The sequence below is a fragment of the Rhizobium aouanii genome, assembly GCF_037002925.1.
In the GTDB taxonomy this organism is placed as follows: Bacteria; Pseudomonadota; Alphaproteobacteria; order Rhizobiales; family Rhizobiaceae; genus Rhizobium; species Rhizobium aouanii.
Genome location: NZ_JBAMYD010000021.1, coordinates 13,757 through 31,646, shown reverse-complemented (window position 1 = coordinate 31,646; position 17,890 = coordinate 13,757). Strand labels below are relative to the sequence as shown.

General features: G+C 61.2%; 14 protein-coding genes and 1 tRNA gene. 11 read left to right on the top strand and 4 right to left on the bottom strand.

Features of this window, described 5'->3' with window-relative positions:
• The first annotated feature begins 63 nt into the window (after positions 1-63).
• The 4 genes from V8P77_RS29455 (at position 64) to V8P77_RS29440 (ending at position 4,131) form a co-directional block, all read left to right on the top strand.
• Entirely contained in the window at positions 64-1,161 is a 1,098-nt protein-coding gene (locus tag V8P77_RS29455) for a polyamine ABC transporter substrate-binding protein (protein ID WP_335915693.1), read from the top strand.
• 89 nt (positions 1,162-1,250) lie between these two features.
• On the top strand, positions 1,251-2,393 hold the full coding sequence (locus V8P77_RS29450) for an ABC transporter ATP-binding protein (protein WP_221955343.1): 1,143 nt from the start codon (positions 1,251-1,253) through the stop codon (positions 2,391-2,393).
• Positions 2,394-2,397: 4 nt separating this feature from the next.
• Complete coding sequence (locus V8P77_RS29445) at positions 2,398-3,309, top strand: ABC transporter permease subunit (RefSeq protein ID WP_335915691.1); 912 nt, start codon at positions 2,398-2,400, stop codon at positions 3,307-3,309.
• 3 nt (positions 3,310-3,312) lie between these two features.
• On the top strand, positions 3,313-4,131 hold the full coding sequence (locus V8P77_RS29440) for an ABC transporter permease (protein ID WP_335915689.1): 819 nt from the start codon (positions 3,313-3,315) through the stop codon (positions 4,129-4,131).
• A gap of 26 nt (positions 4,132-4,157) precedes the next feature.
• Here V8P77_RS29440 and V8P77_RS29435 read toward each other — a convergent pair whose 3' ends face one another.
• Positions 4,158-6,050 (bottom strand): AsmA family protein, encoded by a 1,893-nt coding sequence (locus tag V8P77_RS29435; protein WP_335915687.1) that lies wholly within the window; start codon positions 6,048-6,050, stop codon positions 4,158-4,160.
• Positions 6,051-6,268: 218 nt separating this feature from the next.
• Here V8P77_RS29435 and V8P77_RS29430 point away from each other — a divergent pair, with 218 nt between their 5' ends.
• The gene (locus V8P77_RS29430) at positions 6,269-8,221 is read left to right on the top strand and encodes an acetoacetate--CoA ligase (RefSeq protein ID WP_335915685.1); all 1,953 of its coding nucleotides are present in this window, start codon (positions 6,269-6,271) and stop codon (positions 8,219-8,221) included.
• Between the two features lie 215 nt (positions 8,222-8,436).
• Here V8P77_RS29430 and V8P77_RS29425 read toward each other — a convergent pair whose 3' ends face one another.
• Positions 8,437-12,348, bottom strand: a complete 3,912-nt coding sequence (locus tag V8P77_RS29425; protein ID WP_335915683.1) for an ATP-binding protein — start codon at positions 12,346-12,348, stop codon at positions 8,437-8,439.
• A gap of 213 nt (positions 12,349-12,561) precedes the next feature.
• Between V8P77_RS29425 and V8P77_RS29420 the strand changes: the two genes are divergently transcribed.
• The 4 genes from V8P77_RS29420 to V8P77_RS29405 all read left to right on the top strand — a co-directional run bounded on the left by V8P77_RS29420 (position 12,562) and on the right by V8P77_RS29405 (position 14,027).
• On the top strand, positions 12,562-13,011 hold the full coding sequence (locus V8P77_RS29420) for a phasin (protein WP_003545621.1): 450 nt from the start codon (positions 12,562-12,564) through the stop codon (positions 13,009-13,011).
• Between the two features lie 130 nt (positions 13,012-13,141).
• Positions 13,142-13,218, top strand: a tRNA-His gene (locus V8P77_RS29415).
• A gap of 94 nt (positions 13,219-13,312) precedes the next feature.
• Positions 13,313-13,750, top strand: coding sequence for a DUF4174 domain-containing protein (locus tag V8P77_RS29410; protein WP_168329748.1), 438 nt, complete (start codon positions 13,313-13,315; stop codon positions 13,748-13,750).
• Positions 13,751-13,793: 43 nt separating this feature from the next.
• Positions 13,794-14,027, top strand: coding sequence for a hypothetical protein (locus V8P77_RS29405; RefSeq protein WP_373694619.1), 234 nt, complete (start codon positions 13,794-13,796; stop codon positions 14,025-14,027).
• On the opposite strand, the gene V8P77_RS29400 is transcribed toward V8P77_RS29405, so the two are convergent.
• Together V8P77_RS29400 and V8P77_RS29395 are read right to left on the bottom strand one after the other, a co-directional pair.
• Positions 13,959-14,840, bottom strand: a complete 882-nt coding sequence (locus V8P77_RS29400) for a LysR family transcriptional regulator (RefSeq protein ID WP_335915682.1) — start codon at positions 14,838-14,840, stop codon at positions 13,959-13,961. The genes V8P77_RS29405 and V8P77_RS29400 overlap by 69 nt on opposite strands.
• Positions 14,837-15,151 (bottom strand): putative quinol monooxygenase, encoded by a 315-nt coding sequence (locus V8P77_RS29395; RefSeq protein WP_335915681.1) that lies wholly within the window; start codon positions 15,149-15,151, stop codon positions 14,837-14,839. The genes V8P77_RS29400 and V8P77_RS29395 overlap by 4 nt, the downstream gene beginning before the upstream one ends.
• A gap of 193 nt (positions 15,152-15,344) precedes the next feature.
• Here V8P77_RS29395 and V8P77_RS29390 point away from each other — a divergent pair, with 193 nt between their 5' ends.
• Complete coding sequence (locus tag V8P77_RS29390; protein WP_020048532.1) at positions 15,345-16,841, top strand: CoA-acylating methylmalonate-semialdehyde dehydrogenase; 1,497 nt, start codon at positions 15,345-15,347, stop codon at positions 16,839-16,841.
• A 344-nt stretch (positions 16,842-17,185) separates the two neighbouring features.
• Positions 17,186-17,668 (top strand): iron-responsive transcriptional regulator RirA, encoded by a 483-nt coding sequence (gene rirA / locus V8P77_RS29385; RefSeq protein ID WP_017967107.1) that lies wholly within the window; start codon positions 17,186-17,188, stop codon positions 17,666-17,668.
• Positions 17,669-17,890 lie beyond the last annotated feature (222 nt).

Sequence of the window (17,890 nt, the reverse complement as noted above, 5' to 3'; positions counted from 1 at the left end):
CGTCGAAAACCAGAGGGAAAAGATGCCCCGGGTGCGGAATCTTTGAACAAAACAGGAGAAGTCATGAGGTCAACCATCCTATGCGTGACGGCCGCCGCCGTTACCGCACTCCTTGCTGCCGCGCCGGCCTATGCGCAGGAGCGCGTGGTCAACGTTTACAACTGGTCGGATTATATCGACGACTCCATCCTGGCCGACTTCACCAAGGAAACCGGCATCAAGGTCGTCTACGACACCTTCGATTCCAACGAGACCGTGGAAACCAAGCTGCTAGCCGGCGGCACGGGTTATGACGTCGTCGTTCCCACAGCCGACTTCCTGCAGCGCCAGATTCAGGCCGGCGTCTTCCAGAAGCTCGACAAGTCGAAACTGCCGAACCTTTCCAACATGTGGGATGTGATCCAGCAGCGCACCGCTGAATATGATCCGGGCAACGAGCACGCGATCGATTACATGTGGGGTACGGACGGCATCGGCTACAACGTCAAGAAGGTCGCCGAAATCCTCGGTCCCGATGTGAAGCCCGGCCTCGAAGTGATCTTCGACCCAAAGGTCGCCGAAAAGTTCAAGGATTGCGGCATCTACGTTCTCGACACGCCGAAGGACGTCATCACCACGGCGTTTCGTTATCTCGGTCTCGAGCCAAACTCCACGAAGGCTGAGGATTTCAAGAAGGCCGAAGAGCTGCTGACGGCTGTGCGCCCCAATATCCGCAAGTTCCACTCATCCGAATACATCAATGCGCTTGCCAACGGCGACATCTGCATCGCCTTCGGCTATTCCGGCGACATGCTGCAGGCCCGCGACCGTGCGGCCGAAGCCAAGAACGGCGTCGAGGTCAATTATTCGATCCCCTCGCAGGGCGCCCAGATGTGGTTCGACATGATGGCGATCCCCGCCGATGCGCCCCATGTCGCGGAAGCCCACGAGTTCCTGAACTACTTGATGAAGCCTGAGGTCATCGCCAAGGCGAGCGACCATACCTTCTATGCCAACGGCAACAAGGCTTCGCAGCAGTTCGTTAGCAAGGAAATTCTGGAAGATCCGGCGATCTATCCGACCGAAGAGGTGATGAAGAACCTCTTCACGGTCAAGCCGTGGGATCCGAAAACGCAGCGCCTGGGGACGCGCCTCTGGACGAAGGTCGTCACCGGCCAGTAATTCAGCCTTGGGCCCGGACGGCAACGTCCGGGCCTTTCAGTTACCGGCCGGGGTGGAGGCCGGCAGAACCTTGTATTTCGGGGAATAATATGAAGTCTCTCGGCAATATCCGCCGCGCTTTTGCGCCTTGGACCGATCCGTCTGCAAAACCCTTCATTGCTTTCAAGAATGTCACCAAGCGCTTTGGCGATTTTACCGCCGTCGACGATCTGTCGCTTGATATCTATCACCGCGAGTTCTTCGCGCTGCTCGGCGCTTCGGGTTGCGGCAAGTCGACGCTCCTGCGCATGCTCGCCGGTTTCGAGCAGCCGACCTCGGGCGAAATCGTTCTCGACGGCACCGACATGGCCGGCACGCCGCCCTACAGGCGGCCGGTCAACATGATGTTCCAGTCCTATGCGCTTTTCCCGCATATGACGGTCGAGAAGAATATCGCCTTCGGCCTGAGGCAGGACGGCATGTCGAAGGACGAGATGACTGACCGCGTCTCGCAGATGCTGAAGCTGGTCAAGCTGGAGCAGTTCGCCTCCCGCAAGCCGAACCAGCTTTCCGGTGGCCAGCGCCAGCGCGTGGCGCTTGCCCGCTCGCTTGCCAAGCGCCCGAAGGTGCTGCTGCTCGACGAACCGCTCGGCGCGCTCGACAAGAAGCTGCGCGAGGAAACCCAGTTCGAACTGATGGACCTGCAGCAGAACCTCGGCCTCACCTTCGTCGTCGTCACTCACGACCAGGAAGAGGCGATGACAATGGCCGACCGCATCGCCGTCATGAGCCACGGCAAGGTCGTGCAGGTGGCGACACCCGCCGAGATCTATGAGGCGCCGAATTCCCGCTTCGTCGCGGATTTCATCGGCGACGTGAACATCTTCGACGGCAAGGTCGCCGCATCGGGCAATGGCACCGTTGAGATCGCCATCGACGGCGGCTTCAGCGTGCGCGTCGCCGCCGCCGAGACGCCCTCGTCAGGCAGCGCCGTCGGCTTCGCCATCCGGCCGGAAAAGATGCGGGTCGGGCGCACGCCTCCCGCCAACGCTTCGGTCAACGCTGCCAGGGGCGAACTCTGGGACATCGCCTATCTCGGCGACATGACCGTCTTCCATGTGAAATTGCAGAGCGGCAATATCGTCAAGGCCTCGTCCCTCAATGCCCAGCGCTCCGTCGACGACCCCTTCACCTACGATCAGGAAGTCTGGGTCTCCTTCGACGAGAACGCCGGCATTCTGCTGAAGGATTGACATCATGGGCAAGCTCACCTCCGGCCTCTACAATCGCCTCGTCATCGCCATCCCCTATACCTGGCTGCTGCTCTTCTTCCTGGCGCCCTTCTTCATCGTCTTTCGCATTTCGCTGTCGACGACGGCGATCGCCATGCCGCCTTACGAGCCCGTCTTCTCACTTGCCGACGGTTGGGCCGGGCTCTGGAGCAAGATCGGCGAGCTCTCCTTCGACAATTACAGCTACCTCACCGAGGACTCGCTCTATTTCAATGCCTATGTCTCGAGCGTGGTGATTGCCGGGATCTCCACTTTCCTCACATTGCTGATCGCCTATCCGATTGCCTACGGCATGGCACAGGCGCCGCGCAGCATCCGTCCGACGCTGGTGATGCTGGTCATCCTGCCGTTCTGGACGAGCTTCCTGATTCGCGTTTACTCCTGGATCGCGATCCTGAAACCGGAGGGGCTTCTCAACCAGCTTCTCCTGTCGCTGCACATCATCGACAGCCCGCTGATCATCCTCAACACCAGTACCGCCGTCTATATCGGCATCGTCTATTCCTATCTGCCCTTCATGGTGCTGCCGCTCTATTCGGCTCTGGAAAAGATGGACGGTACGCTGATCGAGGCGGCGCAGGATCTTGGTTGCACGCCGATCAAGGCCTTCTGGCGCGTCACCTTTCCGCTGTCGATCCCCGGTGTGGTGGCCGGCTGCATGCTGGTCTTCATTCCAGCCGTCGGTGAATTCGTCATTCCCGACCTGCTCGGCGGTTCGCAGACGCTGATGATCGGCAAGACGCTCTGGAACGAATTCAACGCCAACCGCGATTGGCCGGTCTCCTCGGCGGTCGCAACGATCCTGCTGATGATCCTGGTGATCCCGATCGTCTTCTTCCAGAACGCCCAGGCCAAGGCCGAAGAGCGGGGGAAATAACTCATGCTGAAATGGACCCGTTTCAACATCATCTCCGTCACGCTCGGCTTTGCCTTTCTCTACCTGCCGATCGTGCTTCTGGTGATCTTCTCCTTCAACGAATCGAAGCTCGTCACCGTCTGGGGCGGCTTCTCCACCAAGTGGTATGTCTCGCTGCTGTCGAACCAGGGCCTGCTCGACGCCGCCTGGGTGACGATCCGTATCGGTCTGCTGTCGGCGACGGTCGCAACCATCCTCGGCACGATGGCGGCGCTGACGCTGGTGCGCTACACGCGCTTTCGTGGCCGCATGCTGTTTTCGGGCATGATCTACGCGCCGCTCGTCATGCCTGACGTCATCACCGGCCTGTCGCTGCTGTTGCTCTTCGTTGCGATCGGCTTCGACCGCGGTTTCTGGACGATCACGCTGGCGCATACGACGCTGACCATGTGCTTCGTCGCCGTCGTCGTGCAGTCGCGCCTGTTGAGTTTCGATCAATCGATTGAGGAAGCGGCGCAGGATCTCGGCGCGCCGCCGGTGCGGACTTTCTTCGAGATCACCCTGCCGATCATCGCGCCGGCTGTGCTCTCCGGCTGGATCCTTGCCTTCACCCTGTCGCTCGACGACCTGGTGATCGCCAGTTTCACGTCGGGGCCAGGCGCCACCACGCTGCCGATGAGGATCTACAGCCAGGTGCGCCTCGGCGTGACGCCTGAGATCAATGCGGTGTGCACGATCCTGATCGCGATCGTGACCGTTGGTGTCATCTGCGCCTCGGTCGTCACCAAGCGTCGTGAAATCCAGCGCCAGCGGGACGAGCGCGCGGCAGCCGCCGGCGCGTGAGGTCTAAAGCGCGAGCTCCTCGCGCTTTATTGCGCCTGAGGCGTATTGCCGAAAAGCGGAACCGGCGAGATCACCGGGTTCGGCCATGAGCCGCCGATGAAGAACGGCAGAAGCGGCAGCTCCGCTGCCTTGGCCGGATCGGTAGCATCAAGCGATCCGGAAAGCGCCAGCCCGTTCGACTGATAGGTGATGACGCCGGAGAGTGTCAGCGTCTGTGTGGCGCCGGCGATGCGGGCGTCGTGCATCTCGGCGGAGCCGTTTGCGAAATCGGCCTGAAGGTTGAGCTGGTTGAAGGCGAAGGCGCCGCCTGCCGCCGCGCTCAGCGGAAAGAACGGTTTTTCGGCCGCCTGCGTCCGGAGTGCTGCGGCATCGATGCCGGGAATCGTGCCTTCCCCCGTCCAGAAGTGCAGCCTGCCGGTGACGTCGGCAAGGCCGGTCGTCCAGATCGCCTTCGACGACTGCAGGTCGAGATCGAGCGATCCGGTTGCAAGCGGCAACGGACCTTTCAGCTGAAGGCGCTCGGCAAGGGCTGCGAAGTCGGCATTGCGGATCGACAGCTGCAGCTTGCCGCCGCCGTCGAAGTCGCGCTGTGTCGCTTCCAGATGCGCGGTCATTTCACCGCCTTCGAACTGGCTGTCGCCGATATCGAATTTCGCCTCGCCGCCGGCAACGATCATGCTGGCGCCGACATCGGAGAGCTCGAAGAGACCCATCTGCGCGCGCCGTGCAGAAAGCCTGACGTCGACATCGAGCACCTGCAGCGGCCCGCTCATGCCGGTGGAAATGTCCTCCGCCTCGCCGGCAGCGAGCCTGAGCGCAAAGGCGTCGAGGAACGGCTTGAGGTTCATCTGGTCGAAGGCGAGCGTGCCGCCGATCTTCGGTCGTTTGCCGGGTTGGGTGAAAAGGTCCATCACCCCGGTGGCGCTCGCTTCGTTCAACGAAAGACTGAGATTATTGAAACGCAGCCCGTTGCCCGACGACATGATGTCTGATTCCAGCGAGGCGCTCTTCAACGTTGCGATGCCGGGGATCGATTTGCCCGACCATGTCAGGAGTGCCGGCACATCGGGAATGGTGACGGCGGCATTGCCGGAAAAGGCCGAAAGGCTGGCGATGCTGGCAATGCCCTGGAAGTGCGCGGTCAAAAGGTTCGATGTGAGCGATGTCCGTGTCTCGGCATTCCTGCCGGCAAAGGCGAGCAGCGGCTGGCGCGAGGCGAAATCGACCTTCAGGTCTTCGCCGTTGATGCGGGCAATGACCACCGCCGAGATTGCGCCGGAGAGTCTCGGCCAGGCGATATCTGCGGTGACGCTGTCGAAATGATAGGTTTTGGCGGACTTGATGTCGGCGACCACAAGCGTGCCGTCCTCGACGGTCACCGCGCCGATCTCGGCATCGAGATCAGGATCGAGAACCTCAGCTCCGTTTTCGTAGCGTACGCCGCTGATCGCGCGTGCGAGCAGGCCGGCATAACTCCAGTCGATCAGCCCTTTTTCATCGCGCGTCAGCGCCAGCTTGGGGCGCACCAGATGGAATTCGTGGAAACTCGTCCGGCCTCTCAACGCATCGATGAGGCTAAAATCGGCCGACAGGCTTTCAATGCTGCCGAGCAGCTTGTCGCCGCTTTCGCGCGGCTGGCGGATGGTGATCTGGTTCAGCGTGATGCGCGGCGTCGGCCAGAATTCGAGAACCGGACTGCCCTTGATCTCGGCATGGTAGCCTGTCCATTTCGACAGCGCGTCCTCGATACCGGAGCGCACGAAGCCGGTCGAGATGAGATAGGGTGCGGCAACCCTGAGCGCCACGAAAAGCGCCAGCGCGATCAGCAGGAACACCGTCGACAGGCGGGCGAAGGCCGGAAGCCAGCGCGAAACGGGTCCGATCTTCCTGCGCCACCTGCGATGTCTTGACGTGCTCATGATCTCCGCCGGCAATCAGCCGGTCATCCCGTTATGCGCTGATTTCGCCGGATATAGGAAATGCCAGGCATATGCAAATCTCTTACAGCGGCCGCACGTCTTTTCAGACGCGCAAAGGACGCTGTAACCTTTGAATTGACGGCATCGGATCGCGCCGGTTCCGTACTTTATAACGCAATGCAGCATGATATAAGGGCGGTATTGGGGAGGAGGATTGAATGCAAGATAACAGACCACTTTGGGTGCCCTCGGAGGATGCCGTTGCAAAAAGCCCGATCCATGCCTTCATGGAGCGCTGCAATGCCGATTTCGGGCTTTCTCTTTCAGGCTTTGAGGATCTGCATGCATGGTCGGTGGCCGAGCGGGAGAATTTCTGGTCGACCGTCTGGGATTTCTGCGGCGTCAAGGGAGAGCGCGGCGTAGAGGTGTTAGCCAATGGCGACCGCATGCTGGAGGCTCGCTTTTTTCCCGATGCGACGCTGAACTTCGCCGAGAACCTTCTGTCGGGCCGCGGGGAGGGCGATGCCATCATCTTCCGCGGTGAGGACAAGGCCGAGGACCGCTGGTCGTGGGACCGGCTGCGCGCGCTGGTCTCGAAGCTGCAGCAGGCCTTCGCAGCACTCGGCATCTCTGAAGGCGACCGCATCGCCGCGATGATGCCGAACATGCCGGAGACCGTCGCCGCCATGCTCGCCGCCGCCTCGATTGGCGCCATCTGGTCGTCCTGTTCGCCCGATTTCGGCGAGCAGGGTGTGCTTGACCGCTTCGGCCAGATCGGTCCGAAGCTGTTCATCGCCTGCGATGCCTATTGGTATTCCGGCAAGCTGCAGGATGTCGGCGCCAAGGTCGCCACGGTCGCAAAAAATCTGGGTGTGCCCACGGTCATCGTCCACTACGCCGGCGATGCGGAGTCCGTGGCGCGCAAGACGCCGGGGGCTTTAACGCTTGAGGCCTTTGTCGCGCCCTATGAGGCAAGGGAGGTCGAGTTCACGCAGCTCGGCTTTTCGCACCCGCTCTACATTCTCTTTTCGTCGGGCACGACAGGCGTGCCGAAATGCATCGTGCATTCGGCCGGCGGCACGTTGCTGCAGCACCTCAAGGAGCAACGGCTGCATTGCGGCCTGCAGGCGGGCGAGAAGCTGTTCTATTTCACCACCTGCGGCTGGATGATGTGGAACTGGCTGGTCAGCGGTCTTGCCAGCGGCGCGACGCTCTGCCTGTTCGACGGTTCGCCCTTCGCCCCCGATGGCAACGTGCTGTTCGACTATGCCGAGGCCGAAAAATTCGCCATCTTCGGCACCTCGGCGAAATATATCGATGCGGTACGCAAGGGCGGGCTGACGCCGCGCGTCAGCCACGATCTCTCCAGCCTGCGGCTGATGACCTCCACCGGCTCGCCGCTGTCGCCGGAAGGGTTTACCTTCGTCTATGAGGGCATCAAGGAAGACGTACAGCTCGCCTCGATCTCAGGCGGCACCGATATCGTCTCCTGCTTCGTGCTCGGCAATCCGCTGCAGCCGGTCTGGCGCGGCGAGATCCAGGGGGCCGGCCTCGGCCTTGCGGTCGACGTCTGGAACGATGACGGCAAGCCGGTGCGTGGGGAGAAGGGTGAGCTCGTCTGCACCAAGGCCTTCCCGTCGATGCCGGTGATGTTCTGGAACGACCCCGATGGCGCCAAATATCGCGCCGCCTATTTCGACCGGTTCGACAATGTCTGGTGCCACGGCGATTTCGCCGAATGGACGGAGCATGGCGGCCTGGTCATCCACGGCCGTTCGGATGCAACGCTCAATCCTGGCGGCGTGCGCATCGGCACGGCCGAGATCTACAATCAGGTGGAGCAGATGGAGGAGGTGGCCGAGGCGCTCTGCATCGGCCAGGACTGGGACGACGACGTGCGCGTCATCCTCTTCGTCCGCCTTGCCCCGAATGTGACGCTGACCGAGGATCTCGTCAAGGCGATCAAGACCCGCATCCGCACCGGCGCCTCGCCGCGGCACGTCCCGGCGAAGATCATCGCGGTTGCCGATATTCCCCGCACCAAATCCGGCAAGATCGTCGAGCTTGCCGTGCGCGAGGTCGTTCACGGCCGGCCGGTGAAGAACCAGGAAGCGCTTGCCAATCCAGAGGCTCTGGGGCTCTTCGCCGGGCTAAGCGAGCTGAAGGATTGACAGCGATCGTAGATTACAAGCTTTCACCCTTTATCAATCTCCTGTCATGGAAACCTTTCGTTAAGAAAGGTTTGTCAAAGGTGAAGCTAACTTGGGGGCCGCACATGAACGATGCGGCCTGGGGCCTTCCAGCCTCCGAAACATGACGTTGATCGACTGAGCTCTTGTTGAACAGCACCAAATTCAAAGGCGGCCTCCTGGCTGCCTTTTCTTTATCAACCGGCCAGCACCCGCTGCGACGGGAAGGTGATCTCGACGAGCGTGCCCTCGTTCGGCGCCGAATTAATCGAGAAGGTCGCTCGGTTGGCATCCACCATCGCCTTGGTCAACGGCAGGCCGAGCCCGGTGCCGTCGCCGCGGTGACGCGATTGAGTCGAGGAGACCTGCCGGAACGGCTTCATCGCCTGGTCGAGTTCGCTGCGCGTCATGCCGATGCCGGTATCGCGGACCCTCAACACAACGCTGCCATTGGCTTCATAGGACGTGGAAACGACGATCTGCCCGCCTGACGGGGTGAAGCGGATGGCGTTCGACAGGATGTTGAGCGCGATCTGCTTGATCGAGCGCAGATCCGCCACGACCTCGGGCACTGCATGCGACAGCGCCGTGCGGATGATGACGCGCTGGCCGTTCGCCTGCGGCTGCACCAGAGCCACGGCCTCGGAGACCGCCTCGTTGAGGCCGACGGCGGCAAAATCGAGATCCATCTCGCCGGCCTCGATCTTCGAAATGTCGAGCAGATCGTTGACGATATCGAGGACGTGCCGGCCGGAGCGGCCGATGTCGTTGGCATACTCGATATAACGCGGATGGCCGATCGGCCCGAAGCGTTCGCCTGCCATCATGTCGGAAAAGCCGATGATGGCGTTGAGCGGCGTGCGGATCTCGTGGCTGACGCGGGCGAGGAAATCGGTCTTGTGGGCATTGGCGGTTTCGGCCGCACCCTTGGCGTTGCGCAGCTCTTCCTCGGTGCGCTTCCACTGGGTGATATCGCGGATGACGGCGCAATAGCCGTTGGAGGAAGTAAGCTGGCCCATCGTCATGAACAGCGGCACGAAGCCGCCGGCGGCCTCGCGGCCGATCACTTCGCGCCCGTCGTTCAATACGCTTGCCACGCCATGGTCGGAGAGGCCGTTCAAATAGTCGATGACTGCCTTCTGGCTCTCATGGGCAAACAGCATGACGAAGGGTTTGCCGCGCGTCTCCTGTTCGTCATAATTGAAAAGCGCGCTGGCCGACCGGTTCATCGAGCGAATGTCGCCCTCCGTGCCGATGACGACGACGCCGTCGGTCGCCGTTTCCAGGATCGAGCGCAATTCTTCCACTTCGACCTGCAGTTTAGCGACCTTCTCGACCATCCGCTCGGGGCGGCCTTCGGAACGGCCCTCGGACCGGCCATCGGACCGACTTGCGTCGCCGCGGCCATCTTCCTTGCCTTCCACCGGCATCAGCGCCAGCATCAGGGCGTTGGCGTCTTCCCAGCGCACCGATTGCAGCCGCGCGGTCACCGGCGCCAGCGTATCGTCGGCCTTGACGAGCATCATGGTGCCGGAGCCTGCGGCCTTCTCCTCGAGTTCGCGGCGCTGCAGCAGCGCTTCGATACCGCCCACTTCGCGCAATGCCTCGAGCGAACCGTAGCCCGTCAACCGCATGAATTCCGGATTGGCATGGATCAGCGCATCGCCGATATGGATGAGTACGGCAACAGGCAGTTGGTCGACCGTTCCCGCCGAAAGCCCATCCGTCATCTTGATGCGCGGCGGGATGAAGCTGGTGAGAACCTCAATCTGGCTGGCAGTCTCCTCCAGCCCTTCGGTCGCCTCGTCCTCGGCGATGATCGAAGGTTCTTCGGCGGCGCCATCGTCTTCGCGCTCCGCCTCGACGGCATTCTCGAAGATCGCTTCCTGCGGCGCGATGTCCTCGAGCGATGGTATGTCCGCCTGCTCAGTGGTGGGTGTTTCGGCCTCGAACGCTTCGGGTCCGGAGGCCTCTTCGAAGCCGGCCATTTCCGTGACGGCGGGTTCCGCCGGCACCGTGGCGCTGGGTTCCGTCGGCGCCGGGGCGGCAGCCTCTTCCTTGCGGGTGCCGAAGGCTTCGAGTCGCTTGGCGATCTCGCGGAAATTGGCCTGTTCGGCGGCCGTCAGCGCAGCGCCGCTGTTGTGGAGCTGAACGATCTTGTCGGAGAACCGGCGATTGGGCGTTTCCGAAATCCGAAGCGCCGGCGGCTCGTCCGAAATATCCGCTGCGGGCTCGGCGGCAGGTGCTTCGTCGGCGCCGAGCGCCTGTTCTTCTACGGCATTCTCCGGCGCGGATGTCTCCACGATCGTCTCTTCGGCAGTGATCTCCTCCGATCCTGTCTCCTCGGTCTCCGGAGTCTCCGGCTCGGCTGCCGTAAACGCTTGGTCGTCGATCTCTTCCGCTGCGATGGTTTCGGCCGAGACCTCTTGAGGTGCGGCTTCCGCTTCATCTGCCACTTCGGCGACGGGCTCTGTCACCGGGCCGAGGCTCGCTGCATCAGGGCCGAGTGTCAGGCCGAGCGCCAGCGGATCTTCCTGTGCATCGGAAAGCCGCACGACGCCGAAGCCGCGGAAGCCATCGAAGTCGCGGTTGCGGGTGTAGGTCGGCAGCGCCGCCAGATCGACCGGAACGACGAGGCTGGTGCCTTCGACCGGCCAGAGGATCGTCTTGCCCGACCATGTGTCGCGCCGGGCGAGCGCCTCGGAAAGCTTGCCGTCAGGATCGAGATTGAAGAGGGCGGCGATATCGCCGAAGGCCGAGCCGATGATGTTGGACGCATGCGGACCGACGGCCTCGGCAAATTCGTGGCTGACCTCGTTGAACCGGCCTTCGGCGTCGATCTTCCAGACGAAGCGCGTGGCGCGGCTGTTCGGCCTGAAGACAAAGCCGGGCTCAGCCGCAAGCTGAGGGGCAGGGGTAGCGTCTTGGACCACTGGCGTTGCGACGGCGGTCTCTTCGTGGACCGCTTCCGGCGTTTCTTCGGCAGATGTTTCGCCGGCTTCGGCAGGCGGTTCCGCCGTCGTCGCCGTTTCCACCGTCTCCGCAACGGAGGTCAAATCGTCCTCGATGACCGCGGCGGGCTCGGTGGTCTCATCCGCGCTGCTATCGATCATGCCGCCGTCGCTCTCCGGCTCCACATCCGCGGCAGGATTCGTCCCTTCAATCGCCTCGTCTGCGGATGCCGCGGCTGTCTCGGCTGGCTGTTCGTTTTCGCCGGCGATCTCCTCGATCGTCTCCTCGACCTCTTCGATCCCCGAAACCGCGTCGATGATTTCGGTGAAGCCTGTAGCGGCGACAGGTTCGTCCTGCGGCGCTTCAGCCGGCGGCAGGCTTTCTTCCTGTGTGGGCGCATCGACTGGATCGAGCGTGGACGCATCGACTGGATCGAGCGTGGACGCATCGACCGGGTCGAGCGTGGACGCGTCGAGCGGATCGAGATGACCGATCGCGGCCTCCACCGCAAAGAGCAGATTGAGCGCCGGATCGTCGCTGAGCTTGCCGACCGCGGCCGGAAGATTGCCTCTGCCGGTCGCGACAGGTCGCTTCACCAATCGGTCGGGATGGGCGCCGGCAAGGTTGATCAAGGTCTTTGCCGTCTGCTCGGAGATTCCGAGCGAGGCAAAGCCCGGCGAAGCCGCGATGACTTCGCCATTGGCACCGATCACCGCCATATGCGTGTCGGGATCATCAAGTCCCTGCAGCATCTGGGCCGCCGATGCACCGGCCGCGAGTGGCTTTGCCGAGACCGGCACCGAAAACAGGATGGCCTTTTCGCCCTGGGAAAGCCGGATCAGTTCGGCTGCCGCCTGCACCTGCGCACGCTGGAAGCCCTTGGTGATGCGGATCATCAGGCTGCGGCTGTCGCCGATATCGGTGAGCTGGCGCGCCGCCGTTTCCAGCTGGCGGAAGGTGATGTCGGTGCGGTCGACCCCCTGATCGAGCAGGTCATAGACTGCCGAATGGCCGAAAAGCTCCGCACCCGCACCGTTCGCCCAGAGCAGACGGGCAAGATCGGCTGAAAACAGCACCATGGCCTCGCCGCGTGAAAAGCGTTCCCGCACCCGTGCATGCACGGCGATATCGATGAACGGATATTGGACTGCGGGCATGTTCGAACCTTGTCGCTGTCGGCCTTCTTAAATTAACGGCTTATTAATAACTGCGGGGCGCATGCCGGTCCAGAAGAGGAGGGGGTTTTCGGCAGGAAAGGTTAACGTCTTGTGCACCGCACAATAATTGTTGCAATGCACAATGGAATGTCTTATATAAGCATCATCCAACTAACGCAGGCAGCGGCTGCCTCAACCCAAAGGATGCGACCCATGGCTACCATAAAGACCGATGACGTTTTTTCAATCGCTTCTTTCGACCCGTCCAAGTTCACCGAATCCTTCCGTGAATTCGCCGAAAAGGGCGCTCAGCAGTCGAAGGATGCCTATGCCAAGCTGAAGACCGCTGGCGAGGAAGCCGGCAAGACGCTCGAAGCCACCGTCCAGACGGCGCAGGCCGGCTCGGTCGAGATCGGCCTGAAGGCGATCGACATCCTGCGCATCAATTCCGAGAACTCGCTGTCGCACTTCGAAGCGCTGCTTGGCGTCAAGTCCCCGGCCGAATTCTTCGAGCTGCAGACCTCGTTCATCCGCAAGCAGGCCGAACTCACCGTCGAGCAGGCCAAGTCGATCCAGGAAACCACCAAGCAGGTGGCCGAAAAGCTCGCAAAGCCCTCCAAGGACGCCGCCGAAAAGGCCATGGCTTCTTTCAAGGTTGCCTGATCGGTCTTTACCGATCGGAGATAAAAGGCTGGACCTCGCGTCCAGCCTTTTTGTATATTGACGAGGAATGGGGCTTGAATTCATCTCCAAGTCCTCGTATGTGACCCCCGTCGCGCCAAGCGCGATTTATGCGGTTGTAGCTCAGTTGGTTAGAGCGCAGGTTTGTGGCACCTGAGGTCGGAGGTTCGAGACCCCCCAACCGTACCATCTCCCCCACGATCAGAATGAAAACTTGGTTCCTATCGTTTCGATGGAACCCATGTCGCACCGGGTCGTTCTCCATGTTAACGGGAGAATATGCATGTCGAAAACCCTGCTCTACGGCGCGACGAAGATCGACGAGACCAACAGCGCTTATGCGCCGATCGAAAGCCTCGCCCAGTTCCAGTGGAAGAACCGCGTCTTCATCCTTTTCGCCGACAGGGATAATTCCCGCGCCGCCCGGCAGGAAAATCAGCTGCTGGCCAACCGCTCGGCCCTCGATGAGCGTGACCTGGTGGTGCTGAAGATTTCCGGTGCCGGCGTCCGTCCGCTCTTCGGTGCGGCTGACGGCCTCGATGGCGAAGCGATCCGCCGCGATCTCAAGGCGCCGGAGGTCGGCGAATTCGCCGCTTTCCTTCTCGGCAAGGACGGCACCGTGAAGCTCAAGGCCAGCGAGCCGATTACCGATGGCGAACTCTTCGCCATCATCGACAGCATGCCGATGCGTGCTGCGGAATCGCTGAAGCCGGACAAATAACCCCGAACGTCGCGTAAACGGAAATCATGAAAGGGAGGCGGTCATGTCCGTGCCCAACGAACCCATTCCAGACCAGCCGCCGATGCCCGGGCCCGGCTGGAAGCCAGAGCCGCCGATCAAGGAACCGGAGCCTGACCGGCTGCCCGACGAAGCGCCGGTTCCCAATCCCGACGAGAACGACGAACCGGCAAAACACACTTTCAAGGGCTTAAAGAAAGATGTGCCGTTCGGCGCTGACGAGTTCCTGAAGAAAATCGGCGACGCTCCTGACGCGTAGCAGATCGCGCGCGGTTTCGTGATAGGTCGTCCAGTAGGCGCGCCGGATCGAAACCTCCGGCAGAATGCGCTGAAGTTCCGGATATTGCCTGGCGATATAATCGTGCAGGATGCCGATGCCGGCGCCTGTTCGCACCGCCTCCGTCTGTCCGATCGCCGTTGAAATCTCGAAGCCTGCATCCCAGCTCCGCATGACTGCGCCGGAAAAATTCAGGGACGCGGTGAAGATCAGGTCTTCGACATAGCCGATGCGGCGATGCGCCTTGAGCGCGTCGATATCGGCGGGTGTTCCCTGGGACGCCAGATAATCCCGCGAGGCATAAAGGCCGAGCGTGTAATCCGTCAGCTTCGAGGAAACGAGCCGGCCTTGGTCCGGTCGCTCGAGCGTGATGGCGATATCGGCCTCGCGTAGCGAGAGCGAGAAAGAGCGCGGAACCGGTACGAGCTGGATCTTCAGCTCCGGATGGCGCTCGATCAACCTGCCCATGCGCGGCGCAAGAAAGGAAAGACCGAAGCCGTCGGGCGCCCCGACGCGCACAGTCCCGGCAATTGCCGTATCTGTGTGGCCGAGGCTGGCCTGTACTGCGAGCATTTCCGTTTCCATCCGCTCTGCGGATGCCAGGAACACTTCGCCTTCGGCCGTCAGCTCGCAGCCATTCGTGCGACGGATGAAAAGCCGGGTCTTCAGCGCCTCTTCCAGCGAAGTCAGTCGGCGCGAGAGCGTGGCGTGATTGAGCCCCAGCCGCTTCGAGGCGGCAAGGATCTGCCCGGTGCGGGCGACGGCGAGGAAAATACGAACATCGTCCCAATTCATGACTTGGCACACATTACGATCGGCTCGACCTCGATAAGCGTCAGCGATGTGACCATGTGTGCCGTCTGGTTCTTGTACTTAAGGAAATGCGGTGTCCGCAGATGGGCCTCGTATGCTTCCTGGTCGGCGTAGACTTCAAGGATTCGGATCCGGTTTGAGTTGTCCCTGATGGAAACAGCGCTCAGGGAAAGCACGCCGTCTTCCAACGCGACGGATGCTTCGATTTCTTCCTTGAGCAATGCGCGATAGGATTCAAGCGTATCCGGATCGATCTCCAGCTCCGCCATTCTGACGACGGGTTTCCGGCTCATCGGTTTGACCTCCCCCAGGGTTTGACTTGTCGGCGTTTGACTTGTTGGCGTGCCGTGCCAAGTTTGGAAGCAGCGACAGCGCCTGATGCAACGATAGAGCTATAATTTACGCACAACGGTTGCTTATATCAGCGCATTGATTTGTGCAAATTGAAGTGCGATTGTCGGCCATCGAAAAACAGGAGGAACACCCATGCGTGAGATCGGTCATTTCATCGGCGGCAAACAGGTTGCCGGCACCAGCGGCCGCGTGAGCAACGTCTACAATCCGGCAACCGGCGAAGTCCAGGCAACAGTCGCACTCGCAAGCGTCGAGGAACTGCGCGCCGCCGTCGAAAACGCCAAGGCTGCGCAGCCGAAATGGGCTGCCACCAATCCGCAGCGCCGCGCCCGCGTCTTCTTCAAGTTCGTCGAACTCCTGAACAAGCACATGGACGAGCTTGCCGAAATCCTCTCCAAGGAACACGGCAAGACGATCGAGGATGCCAAGGGCGACGTTATCCGCGGCCTCGAAGTCTGCGAATTCGTCTGCGGCATTCCCCATCTCGCCAAGGGCGAGTTCACCGAAGGCGCTGGACCCGCGATCGACATGTATTCGATCCGCCAGCCGGTCGGCATCGGCGCCGGCATTACCCCCTTCAATTTCCCGGGCATGATCCCGATGTGGATGTTTGCCCCGGCGATCGCCTGCGGCAACGCTTTTATCTTGAAGCCCTCCGAGCGTGATCCCTCCCTGCCGATCCGTCTCGCCGAACTGATGATCGAGGCCGGCCTGCCCGCCGGCATCCTCAACGTCGTCAATGGCGACAAGGGTGCCGTCGACGCGATCCTCACCGATCCCGATATCGGCGCCGTCTCCTTCGTCGGCTCGACGCCGATCGCCCGCTACGTCTATGGCACCGCGGCGATGAACGGCAAACGCGCCCAGTGCTTCGGCGGCGCCAAGAACCACATGATCATCATGCCCGATGCGGACCTGGATCAGGCCGTCAACGCGCTGATGGGCGCAGGCTACGGTTCGGCCGGCGAGCGCTGCATGGCGATCTCGGTTGCCGTTCCGGTCGGCGAAGAGACCGCCAACCGCCTCGTCGAGAAGCTGACGCCGAAGATCGAATCCCTGCGCATCGGCCCCTATACCGACGACAAGGCCGACATGGGCCCGCTCGTTACCAAGGAAGCCTATACCCGTGTTCGCGGCCTGATCGACCGCGGCATCGAGGAAGGCGCCAAGCTCGTCGTCGACGGCCGCGATTTCAAACTGCAGGGTTATGAAGACGGCTATTTCGTCGGCGGCTGCCTGTTCGATCACGTCACGCCTGAGATGGATATCTACAAGACCGAGATCTTCGGGCCTGTTCTCTCCGTCGTTCGTGCCCAGAACTATGAGGAGGCGCTGTCTCTGCCGATGAAGCACGAATATGGCAACGGCGTCGCCATCTACACCCGTGACGGCGATGCCGCCCGGGATTTCGCCTCGCGTATCAATATCGGCATGATCGGCATCAACGTTCCGATCCCGGTTCCGCTCGCCTACCACTCCTTCGGCGGCTGGAAGGCCTCGAGCTTCGGCGACCTCAACCAGCACGGGACGGATTCGATCAAGTTCTGGACGAAGACCAAGACCGTCACCGCCCGCTGGCCCTCCGGCATCAAGAGCGGCGCGGAATTCGTCATGCCAACGATGAAGTGATCTTCACGACAGTCCAATCTGCTATCTGTAATTCGGGGGCCTTTTGGCCCCCGAATTTTTCCTCGTGATGGTGATTGCCGGCGATATCGACCCGGCGTCGAGGATGTCCGGAGACAAGGGCGCGGTCTGCTCATCATCTGCTTTTCCCCAGTGCCGAGGTCAAACTGGTGCGCAAAGGCACGCCCGAGCGCAAGCAGGCAATCCTCGATTACGTCGAGATCCTGAGGCGGGATTGACGTCGCGGCAAATGGCCTCATAAGCTGAATGCGAATTTCATATTTTGGAATTGTTCAAAACTAGCAAACCGCCTATATAGGTCTGAACAGACGAGTCAGGAGAATGGCATGCGGTTGACGAAGCAGACGAACTATGCGGTTCGCATGTTGATGTATTGTGCTGCCAACGACGGGCACTTGAGCCGGATTCCGGAAATCGCCAGGGCCTATGGCGTTTCCGAGCTCTTTCTTTTCAAGATCCTTCAGCCGCTCAACAAGGCGGGTTTGGTCGAAACGGTGCGCGGTCGCAACGGCGGCGTGCGCTTGGGCAAACCGGCCGCCGACATTAGTCTTTTCGACGTCGTTCGGGTGACGGAAGACAGCTTCGCCATGGCCGAATGCTTCGAGGATGACGGTGAGGTCGAATGCCCGCTGGTCGATAGCTGCGGCTTGAATTCGGCGCTGCGCAAGGCGCTCAACGCCTTCTTCGCCGTGCTTTCGGAATACTCCATCGACGACCTCGTCAAAGCGCGTCCGCAGATCAATTTTCTTCTCGGAATCACCGGCGAGCCGGCCTATCGCAAACCTACGATCGTTGCCCCGGCCGCCTGATCAAAAGACCAGGATGAACTTCTGAACCGCGGTTGCCCCCAGCAACCGCGGTTTTTGTTTTTGTGGGCATCTCCCATGGCCTCCGGAACGGGGAAATGCCGCTGCGTGTCGCGATGGGCGCGTTTTTATACCAAATGCGACAAAATTTCGGTCTTTTTTGTGCGAATATTTCCGAATGAGGCTGCTTTTTGACGGAAAATTTCTAAAATTGTCCAGCTGGAA

What these genes read in the sequence shown, in the direction of transcription:
- V8P77_RS29455 (WP_335915693.1), top strand. Translation starts at nt 64, where the DNA reads ATGAGGTCAACCATCCTATGCGTGACGGCCGCCGCCGTTACCGCACTC.
- V8P77_RS29450 (WP_221955343.1), top strand. Translation starts at nt 1,251, where the DNA reads ATGAAGTCTCTCGGCAATATCCGCCGCGCTTTTGCGCCTTGGACCGAT.
- V8P77_RS29445 (WP_335915691.1), top strand. Translation starts at nt 2,398, where the DNA reads ATGGGCAAGCTCACCTCCGGCCTCTACAATCGCCTCGTCATCGCCATC.
- V8P77_RS29440 (WP_335915689.1), top strand. Translation starts at nt 3,313, where the DNA reads ATGCTGAAATGGACCCGTTTCAACATCATCTCCGTCACGCTCGGCTTT.
- V8P77_RS29435 (WP_335915687.1), bottom strand. Translation starts at nt 6,050, where the DNA reads ATGAGCACGTCAAGACATCGCAGGTGGCGCAGGAAGATCGGACCCGTT.
- V8P77_RS29430 (WP_335915685.1), top strand. Translation starts at nt 6,269, where the DNA reads ATGCAAGATAACAGACCACTTTGGGTGCCCTCGGAGGATGCCGTTGCA.
- V8P77_RS29425 (WP_335915683.1), bottom strand. Translation starts at nt 12,348, where the DNA reads ATGCCCGCAGTCCAATATCCGTTCATCGATATCGCCGTGCATGCACGG.
- V8P77_RS29420 (WP_003545621.1), top strand. Translation starts at nt 12,562, where the DNA reads ATGGCTACCATAAAGACCGATGACGTTTTTTCAATCGCTTCTTTCGAC.
- V8P77_RS29410 (WP_168329748.1), top strand. Translation starts at nt 13,313, where the DNA reads ATGTCGAAAACCCTGCTCTACGGCGCGACGAAGATCGACGAGACCAAC.
- V8P77_RS29405 (WP_373694619.1), top strand. Translation starts at nt 13,794, where the DNA reads ATGTCCGTGCCCAACGAACCCATTCCAGACCAGCCGCCGATGCCCGGG.
- V8P77_RS29400 (WP_335915682.1), bottom strand. Translation starts at nt 14,840, where the DNA reads ATGAATTGGGACGATGTTCGTATTTTCCTCGCCGTCGCCCGCACCGGG.
- V8P77_RS29395 (WP_335915681.1), bottom strand. Translation starts at nt 15,151, where the DNA reads ATGAGCCGGAAACCCGTCGTCAGAATGGCGGAGCTGGAGATCGATCCG.
- V8P77_RS29390 (WP_020048532.1), top strand. Translation starts at nt 15,345, where the DNA reads ATGCGTGAGATCGGTCATTTCATCGGCGGCAAACAGGTTGCCGGCACC.
- rirA (WP_017967107.1), top strand. Translation starts at nt 17,186, where the DNA reads ATGCGGTTGACGAAGCAGACGAACTATGCGGTTCGCATGTTGATGTAT.